This window comes from Tardiphaga sp. GW822-FHT04G09 (assembly GCF_058800725.1).
The window spans coordinates 19,681-32,474 of record NZ_JBXAMO010000012.1 but is presented as its reverse complement, the minus strand read 5'-3'; the positions used below and the strand labels follow the sequence as shown (position 1 = coordinate 32,474).

Here is a 12,794-nt window from a genome sequence, read left to right as displayed (position 1 = left end):
GCGGCGCAAGGCGCGCTCTGGAAGCGTTGCATAGGATTCTCCATAAAGGCTGCAAGTGACGAAACGACTTACAACCTGCTTAGAGGACCTTGGGAGCGACGTGGATTATGTCAATCGTGTAGGGCAATGCGTGGAATCCCGTCGGCTTGATCAGAAAAGATGAACTCTGCGGGACTACAAATGCATCGATCTCGGTCGCGTTCGCGCCAGACGTTGCGAATACGCAGATAGCACAGAGCACTCGGTGAAGACGCTCGTGTGGCTCGGGTAATGACTGCCGTTCCGCAGACGTGTCAATCGAACAGATCGACGGCACGCCAATGGACATCACGAACATCTGCGATGCTACAAGACTCGCCAGAACGATATGCAGCGCAAAGACGTGGCTGATGGTCATGCCAATCAGCTATGTGATCCTACCAGATCGTCTGAATAAGTGACGCGCCGAATATTTCGAATCTTCCCATCTGCTGCCTTTGGAAGTTACATCCGATAGCGGATGCCGCCATAAATGGCCCGCCCAATCCCTGGATTGAACAGCGCCGACGACGCGGTGGCAGTGCCGGCCGTGATCGTGGTGGAGATGTAGCGGGCGTCGAGCAGGTTGCGGCCTTCGACATAGCCGGACCACCCGATCCCCACATCGTAGCCGACCTTGAAGTTCAAGAGCGCGTATGGATCGACGGAGAGGCTGTTGGCATTGTCGGCGAAGAACGCTTGCGGCATCCACTCGACGTTTGGCCCAGCATAGAACCCGTTCAGGCGTTTGTAGAGCACTTCCGCGCGAAGATAGTGCGGCGGCACACCCGGCAGGCGGTTATTTCCCCATCTCGCGTCGCGGTCGAAACGGAAGTCGCCGTAAGTATACGCTACGTTGAACCAGACGCGGTCATCCTGCGCGTATGTTGACTTCAGAAATGCCAGACCGAAGCCGGCTTCGACGCCTTGATGCACCGTGCGATCGGCGTTCACCACCATGCAGGGGCTGAAGGGCGAAGTCGTGAGGCATTGGAATTCATTGCGGAAGTCGGTGCGGTACAACGACAGGTCCCACGTCACGTCCGGACGTCGACCGCGGGTGCCGACCTCATAGGTCGTACCGGTCTGCGCGTCGACGTGCGAGCTCGCCGGCGACGAGAAGCTGTTCACGTCGAACGTCGGGACCTCGGCGTTGCGCGAGATGTTGCCGAACACCTGCCACGTCGGGTCGACGTCCCACAGCACACCGACCTTCGGACTGAAGAGGTCCCAATTGCGGGTACCGGACTGGTTGCCGTCCGACAGGAAGCGGTCCTGCTGCTCACGCGAGGCGTGGAGGAATTGGCCGCCCATGACGAACGCCACCCTCGGAACCACGTAGAAGGAGTTCTCCGCATAGGCCGTCAGATTGTCCGACTTCCACAGGTTGGACGACGCCAGAGCGCCTTTCACCGCGCCGGTCAAGTTCTGGTACTGATTGATGTCGATCGTGCCATTGAGGATGTTGACGCCGGCGGTCAAACGATTGCGGAAACTTCCGATGTATCGCTCGTCGGTGGCGCGGACGAAGCCGCCGTAGTCCTGCGCAGTGAAGTCGAGCCACTGAAAGATCGGATGCATGACGTGACGGGACAGACCGAAAATGCCGAGGTCGACCGTCGTGTTGTCGAAGCGCAGCGTAGTCTTGTTGGCTAATCGGATCGCATCGATGTTCCGCTGCTGGTCCTGCCGTACGAATTCGGAGTCGGCAGCTCGCGGGTTGGTGAGAGCCGCAGTTTTCGTCACCTCGCCTGGGATTTGCGCGCGCCATCGGCCGGCATTGATGTAGAACCGGGTTTCGGCATCTGTTGAAAACTGATAGCCGAAGTTCGCGTTTAGGCGCTCAGTGTCAGTGCGGCTGTGCTCCCGGTAGCCGTCTTCGCGCTGCGCGGACGCCGTGATAAAATAATCGGCCGGCCCATGGACGCCCGCGGTGCTGGTCTGTGTCTTCACATAACCAAAGCTGCCTCCGTCAATGCGGGCTTCGATCGCCGGCGCATCCCGCCCGGTGGGCATTACGAAATTGATCGCGCCGCCGAGAGAATTGGCGCCATATCGTAGGGCATTTGCCCCCTTATAGACCTCGACATAGCGATAGACGCTTGGATCGACCTCGAAGAGATCGAAGAGACCGTCCGATGTGTTCAGCGGTACGCCGTCCATGAAGATGTTAATGCCGCGATTGCCGTAGCTTCGCGACAGACCGGATCCCCGGATCGAAACGCGCCCATCGGGTCCCCAGCGCGTCTGCACGATCACGCCAGGCACCCAGCCAAGGATGTCTTTCACGGTATTGGCGGGACCATTCTTAAAAGCCGTGTCGGGGACGATCGCAACGCCGCCAGGAGTCTGATCGATCTCGCGAAGCGCCTGCTGCGCGGTGGGGACCGTAAGCGAATCGGCAACCGCCGTGCCGCCTGACGATACCGACGATGCGCTCGGAGCCGCTGCTGCGCGCCGAACAACACGCGACGGACCGCCGGACGACCGCGTGGTCCGAAGCGGTTTCGTAGCTTGCGCAACGGCTGGAGCGTCGACGGTTACGGGAGGCAGGCTGGTCTGCTGTGCGGAGGCCAGACCGGGCACAGCCAAGGCTGCGGATGCCAGCAATGTGCTGCGCACCCGCCGCATAACGGGAAGCATTGGAAACTCCAAACGATTGAATTGATTCAGATTACGCGTAGACGCGAACGATCAACCCAAATGCGGAGGAGCCCTTGCCTGGTGATTTGAAAACGGCGCTTCATGCGTTTCGGCGGCCTCAAGGTGAGGCCGCAGGTCGAACTGGACAGCAAAACGGATGACCGCCAACGCGATGTCTGGCGGAGGTGTTATCGGCGCATGGTTGCCGACGCAGAGCGGACACCGGACCATTGACTTGCTGGTCGTCTCGCCCTGGCCATCAGCACTGGCAGGATCGGGATGACTGACGCAGATTTCGGCGCCTGCAGCAAAGGCGGTAGGCGAGACTGCAGCCAGCACGAAGCTCGAAATGATAACGTGCAACACTAGTGCATAGGCAGCCATGAAGGATGCCAGTGTTCCAGTCCGACGCTTTGACATAACGTGCTTCAAGAGGACCCCACCTCCCCTTAGCACGTGACCGATACTTGGCAAACGGACACATTGTCCTCACCTGGCTTTTCCAGCCTATTGCATCAGCCAGTGAGGAAGCCTGGAAGACCAACGACTAGGCGCGTGCCCTGAATGACAGGTAGGAGATAATCCAAATCAGGATGAAGTCAGCGATCACGCATATCCAGCTGATCCGAGACACTCTGCCGCAAAATTCAACCCCTGCCAAAATCTGCCGTCAAGCTTCAGTTTCTCGCCGATCAGGTGCAGAGCTTCGATCCCCCTATGCAGATCGCAACCACGATTGACAGCAGCGTCACCGGAGAAATTATATTGCAGCCTGCGAATCGGCTCATGAAGCGCCCAGCCATAGGCCTAGACCAATAGATATTCAGTTAGCGTTTAGATTAACTACTCTGTTAAGAGAAAAGGAAAATCCGGATGGATAGCAGCGGCAGCCAATCGAGCCCTAATTAGCGGCGATCTGAATCCGAGCACTTGGCCGAATTGCCTCCGACGGAGAAAGCGGCACTTCAATCGACGGTTCCTCGGACCGCGAACTCGCAAACGCCTCCCGATCGATACTAGCCTGATAGAACAGGCGCTTCACGGCCAGGAAGAGGATCGACAACGCCGCGGTAAGATCGTTTTCTGAAACTCTTCAAGCCGCTGACAATCTTTCGAACACCGCAATCGACCAGAGCGACCGAACTTATCATCCGACAAGCGCTTTAGTCCTGGTCATCTGGCGTTTGGCTTACGATGTCGTCCGGGATCTCGCGCAAGAAATTCTGGCCCTTCTGTAAGCGGCGGCCAAGGGTCTCGACAAAACCTTCAAACCTCTCGCGGCCCTTGATCTGGGCGGCCGCCTGCGCGTCGTTCGGCAAAGGCGGCGTGATCGTCAACCAGAAGCGGACGAACAAGGCTAGCGTCTCGGCTGTCAGGCCAACATCCCGCTCCAGCCTCTGCATTTGTCGCGACAGCCGATCGAGACGGCGCGCGAACGCCGCCTCCCGCCGATCCTCTCCGTCCGGAGACAAAAAAGAGGCGACCGCGGCCTCTACGATCGCCGATCGAGATACCTTCTTGCGGTCAGCAAGATCGGCGATCTGCTTCAGAAGTTCCGGCGGGAAATACACATTCATCCGGTCCCGCATTGTCTTACAGCTCCATGCCATCGTTCGGGTCGAGCGAGACCTGGCGGGCGACGCCACGCATCTGCTGGCGCAGAATGCGGGCCTGACTGGCGGCATCGTCCGACTCGTCGTCGAGCAAATTGGCAAACTCTTCCGCTGGCCTCGGGTCGGTCGTCTCCTTGGCGATAGCGACATGGTCGGGAAGCTCGGGTTCGCGACGCAAGCCGCTGTTGGCGGCATCCCCGTCCGCCCGCTCATTTTCTGCTGGCAAGACCGTGTCCGACGTCTGCGGCTTCAGCCATGACCATCCGTCCGTCCGCGACGATCGTCCGGACTTCGCCGGATCTGGCGGTGCCAGCACCCGTTCCGTGAAACGGTGATCCTCGTAATAGCGAGCTTTCTTCGCCCGGATCGGGGGCGTACCGGCAATCATGACGATCTCGTCGGTGGGCGGGAGCTGCATCACCTCGCCCGGCGTGAGTAGCGGCCTTGCCGTCTCCTGCCGCGAGACCATGAGGTGACCAAGCCACGGATTCAGCCTGTGACCGGCATAGTTCTTCATGGCTCGCATCTCGGTCGCTGTCCCCAGCGCATCGGAGACACGCTTCGCCGTGCGCTCGTCGTTGGTGGCAAAGCTGACGCGGACGTGGCAGTTGTCGAGGATCGCGTTGTTGGCGCCGTAGGCTTTCTCGATCTGGTTCAGCGATTGCGCGATCAGGAAGCTCTTGATGCCGTAACCTGCCATGAAGGCCAGCGCGGATTCGAAGAAGTCGAGCCGGCCAAGTGCTGGGAACTCGTCGAGCATCATCAGGATACGGTGACGACGATCCTTGGCATGCAGATCCTCGGTGAGCCTGCGGCCGATCTGGTTCAGCACCAGACGGATTAGCGGTTTGGTCCGCGAGATATCGGACGGCGGCACGACGAGATAGAGCGTGGCGGGTTGGAGATCGGCGATCAGGTCGGCAATCCGCCAGTCGCAGCGCGACGTAACATCGGCGACGACGGGATCGCGATAAAGGCCGAGGAACGACATAGCGGTGGACAACACGCCCGATCGTTCATTGTCAGATTTGTTCAGCAACTCGCGTGCGGTCGAGGCAACGACGGGATGCGGACCGTGTCCGCCAAGGTGCGGCGTGGTCATCATCGCTTGCAGCGTCGTCTCGATCGGCCGCTTGGGATCCGAGAGGAATGCGGCGACGCCAGCCAGAGTCTTGTCCACCTCGGCATAGAGGACATGCAGGATCGCACCGACAAGCAGTGAATGGCTGGTCTTCTCCCAATGGTTCCGCTTGTCGAGCGATCCCTCCGGGTCGACCAACACGTCGGCGACGTTCTGGACGTCTCGCACCTCCCAGTCGCCGCGACGGACCTCTAGCAGCGGATTGTACGCCGACGATTTGGCGTTGGTCGGATCGAACAGCAGCACACGACCGTGCCGCGAGCGGTAGCCGGCAGTGAGCTGCCAGTTCTCGCCCTTGATGTCGTGGACGATGGCCGAGCCCGGCCAGGTCAAGAGCGACGGCACGACCAGGCCGACGCCTTTACCCGAACGGGTCGGCGCGAAGCACAGCACATGCTCCGGACCGTCGTGACGCAGATAATCGTGGCCGAATTGACCCAGCACGACGCCATCTGCGCCAAGAAGCCCGGCTGCCTTTACGTCCCCTGGGTCAGCCCAGCGCGCCGAACCATAGGTCGCAACATTCTTCGCCTCCCTCGCCCGCCAAACCGACATGCCGATCGCCGCCGCGATCGAGATGAAGCTGCCGGACGCGGCAATGAAGGCGCCCTCGACGAAGACCTGTGGCGCATAGGCGTCATAGACGAACCACCACCAAAAGAACGCCGGCGGATAGTAGACCGGCATCCCGGCGAGTTCGAACCAGGGCCGGCCGAGTTCGGGCTGGAAGCCGAGTCGCCACGCCGTCCATTGCGTGGCGCCCCAGATCGTGAGTAACACGATCAGGAAGACGACCGTGATCTGGCCCCAGAGGATTTTGGTCGCGGACATGACGAACGTCCTTTTTGTGATTGAGCATTGTGGAAACAATGGAGCTACAAACCCAGGTCTCGTTTGCGACCAAGGGTCCACTCGATGCCGCCACCGTCCTTCGTGATGCCGGCGACGTGTTGGCCGAGTTTTTTCTCGATCTCGCGCGCCCAAGGCACGAGCTGGAAGCCGAGGCCGCTGTCGATCATGGCGAAGCGGCCGGAGGCGAGCGTCAGGCGCTGACGGTAGGTGCCACTCACATGCTCACCGGTCGCGGCCCTCAAGTGCGGCAATCCCGTCGTGGCTGAGAGTTTTGCACCCACCGCGTCTAGTTCGCGTTGACGCAGGGTGTTCAAGAGATCGCGCTGCATGATGACGCGCTGACCCTGCCGCCGGGCGAGCCCCTCGCCTGCGAGATGTTCGACACGCGCCTGCATGGCGTCGCGCGCCTCCCGACCAAACCCACCCATGGCGAGCGGCATCGGATCGCGCTCAACGAGGCGGCGGTCGATCCAGGTCGCGCCGGGTGCGGTGACCTGCTGGTTGAGGTCGAAATCGCTGCGGTTGGCGAGCACCAACATCGGGCGCGGGTCGTCGGGCCCGCCAAAGCGCCTGATCTCGACGATGCCGCCGATCGGCGGCGCGTGCTCGAAGGCCTCGATGCCCCGGAAGCGAACGTGGTGGGCGCGTCCGTCCGTGCCGTCGATCACGGCATAGGCTTCGCCCGTCAGTTCGTCATGGAGTCCTATGTCAACCAGCCGGCCAATGATCGGCGATCCCGGCTTCTCACCATCGATCATATAGTCGGCAACGCCGCGGGCTTCGCCGCGCTCGGTGAAAGCGCGGTGCATGGTCTTGATGATGTCGCCGCGCATACCGAGATCGCGAAGATTGCGCTCGGCCTCCAGCCCGACCATCCATTCGCCGGGGCCGGCCGGCGCGGCAAGGCCCATCTTCTCCAGATGCTGGAGCCGTCCGATCATCAGGCGCCGGATTTCGGGGTCAGCCGCGCCGCGATTTTCAGGGCGCAGATCGATGGCGCCGGTTTCGTCGGCGGCCATACGGATCTCGACGTCGAGCCGCGTCCAGCGTTCGGCTGCGATCTCCTTTTCCAGGGCGTTGCGGATCTCGTGCTCGGGCTTTGGGCCAAGCTCGATAGACGCCAACTCCTCGGCGCGCGAGCGCAGGCCCCGGCTGATGTAATCTCGCGAGATCACGAGATCGGCGCCGGTCTGATCAACACCCCGCACAAGCAGATGAACATGCGGATTGTCCGTGTTCCAGTGATCGACGGCGACCCAATCGAGCCGAGTATCGAGATCGACTTCCATTTGTCTCGCGAGGTCGCGCGTGAAGGCTTTGAGATCGGTCAACTCGCCGGCGTCCTCGGGCGAGACGATGAAGCGGAAATGATGCCGGTCGTCCTTGCAGCGATCCGCGAAACCTGCGTCGTCAATGTGGTCACTACCGGCATCGAACATCGCCGCCTTCTCACTGTTGCGGGTGACGCCGTCGCGCTTGAGGTACGAAAGATGAGCGGTCAGCGGCGCGGAACGGAACGAGCGGCCCTGATGGCGGACGACGCGCGCCTTCACCACCACGCGCCGCGCCGGACTGAACAGGCGGCTGCGGCTAAAACTGATCCGGCCGCGCCCGAAGGTCGAGCGCCCATAGCTTGAGGAGCGCTTCCCCCCAGGCGCAATACTGGGGCTGGGACCGGCCTTCTTCGCCGCGCGCAGCACTTGATTGATGAAGCTCTTTGGCTTCGGCGCTCGTGTCCCGCGGATGCGGCCAGGCCGGACTCGTAAATCGCTGTCGCCCGCACTCATGGCAAAGGCTCCACAATCGCGGAATGGAAAGGAGTGCCGAAAATACAGTTGAATTCATTGGTGAAAGCATCATGCGCGGCACGCGCCCCGACCGACCGGCGAGCCGCTTTTATCTCGCCGTCCCGCTGTCGTGCTTCCCTGCTGCCTTCGCCTTCCCCCCGTTCCTATCCCGGAGCACTCCATGGTGCGCCAGACTACACATCCCGCCATTAGAGGCCTCCCGCACTGGACCGAGCAACAAATAGGCTGCGCGCTTGCGGCACGAGCGCAGGGATACTGCGCATTGGATCGCCCACCGGAGCGGGGTCCGATCGACGCTCAGCCGACACGCGATCAGCAGCGGTTGCGCGTTCGGGTTGCCCGATGAACAGCGGCGCCTCAGTCCATGACTTCGAACGAACGGCTGCAACAGCGATCGGAACGGCGAGTTCACCACCACCGAACAACGGAGCAAGCGTTGCGACATAGGCACGGGTCTCGGCCGGCAATGGACGCCCCGCGAGATATTGTTCGTAGCGTCCTGGTCCCGCATTGTATGCGGCGAGGAAACCGGGCGAGCCATAGCGGTCGTGCAGCTCGCGGAGATACGCGGCACCGGCCAGAATGTTGTCGCGCGGATCGTAAGGATTATTGCCGAAGTGATGGCGGATGCGCAGGTCTGCCCAGGTCTCGGCCATGATCTGCATCAACCCCATCGCACCCTTTGGCGACCTGGCGCGCACATCGCCTGCGCTTTCCACGGTCATCACGGCGCGGATCCAGCGCGCCGATATGCCGAAACGACGGGAGGCCTCTTCGATCAGATTCGCAAACGATCGGGAAGACCGTGCGCTCGCCGGATGTCTGGTTGATGCATTATCAGCCTGTGCGGTATTCACCGGCACGATCGCAAACGACAACACCATCACGAAGGTACAAGATGCCGTCCCTAAACGACGCAAACATGCCACCGTACTCGCGCCCGTCCAGGGTAAAGCTGCTTCGCGCCGGCCTTGCGGCCGCCCTGGACCGCCGCTGCGCGCGGCGGCGTAGCGAATGTTGGTCGGGACGGAGGAATAGTGCAGCATCCGGTCGAACAGAGGAATGGCAGATCGAGACAGCGAGATGCGCACCATCACTCCTCCTTGGTCCAGACAGGGAATGCACGGCCAACAACCGCGGATGCCGCGATCGGCCCGAAGTAGCGACCGTCCAGCGAGTCCTTGGACTGCCAGTTCATGAGAAAGAGTTCGTCCTCGCCGATAACACGACAGCCGTGCCAGACCGGCAGCGGCCGGCCGCGGCTGTCTCGCTCGCGCGCCTCACCCATGTCGATCGCATCGACCGAGATGGTGCGACCGCTTCTGCAAACCGTTTGCCCCGGAAGCGCCAGCACGCGCTTCAACATGGGAAGGCCGACTGGCAGATAGCCGTTCAGGTCAAGAAAGGTCGCCAGCGGCTCGGGTGGCTGGACGGCGACGAGTTCGGTGACAAGCAGTCTGTCTGCCGTCCGTAAGCGATAGAGCCCAAGCGGTACACTTTCGGAAGCATTCCACACGTAGAGGGGAACCGGCCTCGCGACCACCGTTACGAGAAGAATCGTAACTCCGCCAAGCATCGCTGCGAGCGTCGAGAACCGGCCATTCATGGCACAATCCTCTTCCGGTGAAGCCAAGCTTGGTGACGCGACTTGGTGTAGGTCCGTGGAGCTTCATTGACGGAGAGGCGGTTATGGACGTGATGCCAATAATCAGGTGCAGCGTCGGCGGGATCGATGCCAAGCGCTTCGACCGCATCGATCAGCTGCAGCACCCGTTCGACCTTGGGCCAGCCCGACAACCGCAACAGAATGTCGCCGCCGGGTCGCACATAGGGCACCGTGGCGCAACGCTGACCGGCCGCGACTGCCCGCAAGATGTCGATCCGCGAGATGACCGTGCCAAAGTCACTCGAGGTCCAGCGGACGAAGGCGAAAATGCTACCGGGTGCAAATGATACAACGCGCCGGCGGCGGTCGAGAATCTTCTCTTCGACAATGTGGCCGAAGCGAATCCGGTTCTCGATACGCTTATCAAGCCACAGAATCTCGACTTGCGTGAGATTGCTCATGAACCTCCTCCATTTTTGGAAAGATGAATTGGGTTGCCGTTCGACGGAGATGATGCGCGTCGACCTTGCTTCTGGGATCGCAAACACCGATCGCGTGGAATGACAGCTGGCAATCCATGCGAATGCTTGGCCGACAGTGATGCCGTCGCGATCCAGCTTTGCGCGGAGCGCACCTGTCGCCGGCAGCGCGTCTAACCAGTGTGTTGTCTCTGAAGCGGACTGCGGACCGAGACGAGAACTGTGCTCGCGCTGAGCCTTCGCTGGTTATCCCAACAGCGACGAATGCCGCGTCCGTTAGAGAAAATCCGAAGGATTTTAGGTTAGGAAAGTTACGGGCGCTGCAAAGCGTTGAGCAACAAGGCGTTAGATCCGATTTCGGTCCCCGATAGCACGAGGACCCAGTCCCTGATGGCACGAGGGTTGCGGTCCCCGATAGCACGAGCTGATTCACAGGCCGTCCTCCGATTGAGGAGCGAGCCCGCGCTTGCGCAGCCGCTCGGCGAATGGATCGACCGGGTGAGGTACGAAGTTGAGGCGCTCGGTGCCGCGTAGGTCACGCTCGATCATGAGCCGATAGCCAGGCAACGCCTGGCGACGGACGATCTCGCGCAGGTCGTAAGCAAAATGCTTGAGCGGCGAGAGGCTGCCGGACTTGGCGTGAAGGTAGACAAGATCGAAGCTCCAGCCGCCCTCCTGGCGACCGCCATGCTTGCGGACCAGCCGATAAAGCCAGCGCTCAAGTCCACCGGTCAGATCGAAATAGGCGGGGTCAATTGTCAGCACGAGCGCGTCGTCCAGGACGCCGGCGTAGAACCAATCCGGCAGGATCAGCTCGAGGCCAAACGGTCGCCCATGTGCATCGGCGGTCTCCTTCCACTCGTTGATCCAGGAGAAGCGATGCCGCCGCCGTTCGGTCGGCTGGCGGATCGATGTCAGCACCGTCGTTGATTGCAGCCTGTCGAGACCGGCCTTCAGCCGATCGTAATCGCGTGCACTGGTGCCGCGGCCGACGAAGGTCAGAATTTCGTATGGCGTTGCAGCCATCAGGCGAGACGTCTTCAAACCGGCGTCACGTGCCTGGACAATCTGCGAGGCAGCCCAAATCAGAACGTCCGCATCCCAGATGGTCGCCATACCGTGTTCCGGCACGGCCTCGACACGAACGGTGATGGTTCCCGCGCGAAAATCGATCGGAACGACACGCCTGGATTTGGCGAGCGAAAAGAACGGATATGCCATCAGATCCTGCGCATCGCGTGGCGCGAGATCGCCGGGCAACGCGCGAAAAAGATCGAGCTGTTCGCGCTCAGATTTATGCCGATGCCTCATCACGACGCGTTCCCTGAACAATCAGCGTCGCTCTTGACCGGCATATGGGCGCAGCACCCCTGCGTGTTTCTTGGCGGGCAGCACGGTGCCCTTCCCCGGATCGGACGTTGACGCTTTGGCACCGCGATCGGCCCAGGCCTGCAGATCGTCGAGCGCATAGACGACGCGGCCACCGATTTTCCGGTAGGTTGGACCGGTGCCGTAGGTGCGGTGTTTTTCCAGCGTGCGGCCGGACAGACCCAAGAACCGCGCAGCTTCGGGCGTGCGCAGAAAGCGCGGCGGCAAGCCGGCCATAAGATCGGACATTTGAAGGCTCCGTGATAACACCGCGCGTCAGCGAGAAGCGTTGCGCGTCGGTGGTCACGATGGCGGAGCAAGGCCGCGAAGGGGGATGCCGATGGTCAGGGGTACGTTTGCGATACCCCTCGAAATTGTCAGCTACTTCTTGCGACGTGACTGCCGCAGGAGTTCGCGATAGCCGCCGCGCATCAGCGCAACGCCGCTTTGCACGAGACGGATGGTCCGGTTGCGCAGATCGTGGGTTTTCCAGGCACGCTCGGGAATGCGCTTCTTGCCGAACAACACTTCGGCGACCGCACGGTAGGTACCGCCGTCCATACGCCCATCGAGCGCACGAACTGCCAGAACCAAGCGTTCGCGGCGTTGAGGAGACAGTTCGTGAAATGCGGGACCAGTCGCACGCCCATTGATGGCCCGCCACAGTCGATGGGCGGCGTGCGCGCGAACTTCGAAGTCAGAGTCGAGCGGCAGCAGCGCCGAATACGACATGCTCATAGTCGGCGGCTCCGTCAGCCACAGACGATGCTCAGCTCCACGAATGCGCAGAACCGCGTGCCAACCGTCGGACGCTCGGCGCAGATCGCCCGCTGTCAGATCGACGAGCGAATGGCCGACGCCGACAACATCCGAAGATGATGCAGGCCGACCGATCGGCACCACCGTCGGCAGGGCCTCCGGTGCCCAGAAGATCGTCTGCTCGTGGAAAGACCCTTGCGGGTTATGAGCGAAAGCAGAGGCCCCATCTCCCCCTGAATTCGGCTGTCACATTATGGACGCGTCCAGCCCTGACCATCTCCTCGTAGTCACGCCGATAGTCCGGATTGCGGCGAAGGTATTCCCAGGCGATGGCGTTGATTTCGGCATCTTGTACGCGTTTGTACGACTCGGGCTCTCGCCAGTCGAATTCAGGCATTGCTCTGATCCCACCCAACAGATCGAAGATTGTGGGGCAATAAATTCTGATCTAGAAGGCTGCAGGAAGTCCCTAATTGCGCATCGCGCGTGATGCTTCAAAGTGATCAC

12 protein-coding genes are annotated in these 12,794 nt (G+C 61.2%); all 12 read right to left on the bottom strand.

Going from position 1 to position 12,794, the window contains the following annotated elements:
* Positions 1-483: 483 nt before the first annotated feature.
* Entirely contained in the window at positions 484-2,661 is a 2,178-nt protein-coding gene (locus tag AC1RLZ_RS19800) for a TonB-dependent receptor family protein (protein ID WP_493190012.1), read from the bottom strand.
* Positions 2,662-2,712: 51 nt separating this feature from the next.
* Positions 2,713-3,045 (bottom strand): DUF2946 family protein, encoded by a 333-nt coding sequence (locus AC1RLZ_RS19795; RefSeq protein WP_493190011.1) that lies wholly within the window; start codon positions 3,043-3,045, stop codon positions 2,713-2,715.
* 779 nt (positions 3,046-3,824) lie between these two features.
* Positions 3,825-4,250 (bottom strand): ribbon-helix-helix domain-containing protein, encoded by a 426-nt coding sequence (locus AC1RLZ_RS19790; RefSeq protein ID WP_493190010.1) that lies wholly within the window; start codon positions 4,248-4,250, stop codon positions 3,825-3,827.
* A 4-nt stretch (positions 4,251-4,254) separates the two neighbouring features.
* Positions 4,255-6,246: a conjugal transfer protein TraG gene (locus AC1RLZ_RS19785; RefSeq protein ID WP_493190009.1), complete on the bottom strand. Its 1,992-nt coding sequence runs from the start codon at positions 6,244-6,246 to the stop codon at positions 4,255-4,257.
* Positions 6,247-6,290: 44 nt separating this feature from the next.
* Positions 6,291-8,054 carry a relaxase/mobilization nuclease domain-containing protein gene (locus tag AC1RLZ_RS19780; protein WP_493190008.1) on the bottom strand — a complete coding sequence of 588 codons (1,764 nt, stop codon included), beginning with the start codon at positions 8,052-8,054 and terminating at the stop codon, positions 6,291-6,293.
* Positions 8,055-8,263: 209 nt separating this feature from the next.
* On the bottom strand, positions 8,264-9,166 hold the full coding sequence (locus AC1RLZ_RS19775; protein ID WP_493190115.1) for a lytic transglycosylase domain-containing protein: 903 nt from the start codon (positions 9,164-9,166) through the stop codon (positions 8,264-8,266).
* Positions 9,167-9,168: 2 nt separating this feature from the next.
* Positions 9,169-9,681, bottom strand: coding sequence for a S26 family signal peptidase (locus AC1RLZ_RS19770; RefSeq protein WP_493190007.1), 513 nt, complete (start codon positions 9,679-9,681; stop codon positions 9,169-9,171).
* Positions 9,678-10,142, bottom strand: coding sequence for a DUF2840 domain-containing protein (locus AC1RLZ_RS19765; protein WP_493190006.1), 465 nt, complete (start codon positions 10,140-10,142; stop codon positions 9,678-9,680). Before AC1RLZ_RS19765 ends, AC1RLZ_RS19770 begins: the two co-directional genes overlap by 4 nt.
* A 447-nt stretch (positions 10,143-10,589) precedes the next feature.
* Entirely contained in the window at positions 10,590-11,471 is an 882-nt protein-coding gene (locus AC1RLZ_RS19760; protein WP_493190005.1) for a replication initiator protein A, read from the bottom strand.
* 21 nt (positions 11,472-11,492) lie between these two features.
* A complete protein-coding gene (locus AC1RLZ_RS19755) occupies positions 11,493-11,777 on the bottom strand; it encodes a helix-turn-helix transcriptional regulator (RefSeq protein ID WP_493190004.1) in 285 nt (94 codons plus the stop codon).
* Positions 11,778-11,909: 132 nt separating this feature from the next.
* Positions 11,910-12,266 (bottom strand): DUF2285 domain-containing protein, encoded by a 357-nt coding sequence (locus tag AC1RLZ_RS19750; protein WP_493190003.1) that lies wholly within the window; start codon positions 12,264-12,266, stop codon positions 11,910-11,912.
* Positions 12,267-12,489: 223 nt separating this feature from the next.
* The gene (locus tag AC1RLZ_RS19745) at positions 12,490-12,684 is read right to left on the bottom strand and encodes a transcriptional regulator domain-containing protein (protein ID WP_493190002.1); all 195 of its coding nucleotides are present in this window, start codon (positions 12,682-12,684) and stop codon (positions 12,490-12,492) included.
* Positions 12,685-12,794: the final 110 nt, after the last annotated feature.

Bases quoted from the DNA above. Each gene is read 5' to 3' on its own strand.
- AC1RLZ_RS19770 (WP_493190007.1), bottom strand. From the start codon at position 9,681: ATGAATGGCCGGTTCTCGACGCTCGCAGCGATGCTTGGCGGAGTTACG.
- AC1RLZ_RS19745 (WP_493190002.1), bottom strand. From the start codon at position 12,684: ATGCCTGAATTCGACTGGCGAGAGCCCGAGTCGTACAAACGCGTACAA.
- AC1RLZ_RS19765 (WP_493190006.1), bottom strand. From the start codon at position 10,142: ATGAGCAATCTCACGCAAGTCGAGATTCTGTGGCTTGATAAGCGTATC.
- AC1RLZ_RS19795 (WP_493190011.1), bottom strand. From the start codon at position 3,045: ATGGCTGCCTATGCACTAGTGTTGCACGTTATCATTTCGAGCTTCGTG.
- AC1RLZ_RS19755 (WP_493190004.1), bottom strand. From the start codon at position 11,777: ATGTCCGATCTTATGGCCGGCTTGCCGCCGCGCTTTCTGCGCACGCCC.
- AC1RLZ_RS19750 (WP_493190003.1), bottom strand. From the start codon at position 12,266: ATGAGCATGTCGTATTCGGCGCTGCTGCCGCTCGACTCTGACTTCGAA.
- AC1RLZ_RS19760 (WP_493190005.1), bottom strand. From the start codon at position 11,471: ATGAGGCATCGGCATAAATCTGAGCGCGAACAGCTCGATCTTTTTCGC.
- AC1RLZ_RS19780 (WP_493190008.1), bottom strand. From the start codon at position 8,054: ATGAGTGCGGGCGACAGCGATTTACGAGTCCGGCCTGGCCGCATCCGC.
- AC1RLZ_RS19790 (WP_493190010.1), bottom strand. From the start codon at position 4,250: ATGCGGGACCGGATGAATGTGTATTTCCCGCCGGAACTTCTGAAGCAG.
- AC1RLZ_RS19785 (WP_493190009.1), bottom strand. From the start codon at position 6,246: ATGTCCGCGACCAAAATCCTCTGGGGCCAGATCACGGTCGTCTTCCTG.
- AC1RLZ_RS19800 (WP_493190012.1), bottom strand. From the start codon at position 2,661: ATGCTTCCCGTTATGCGGCGGGTGCGCAGCACATTGCTGGCATCCGCA.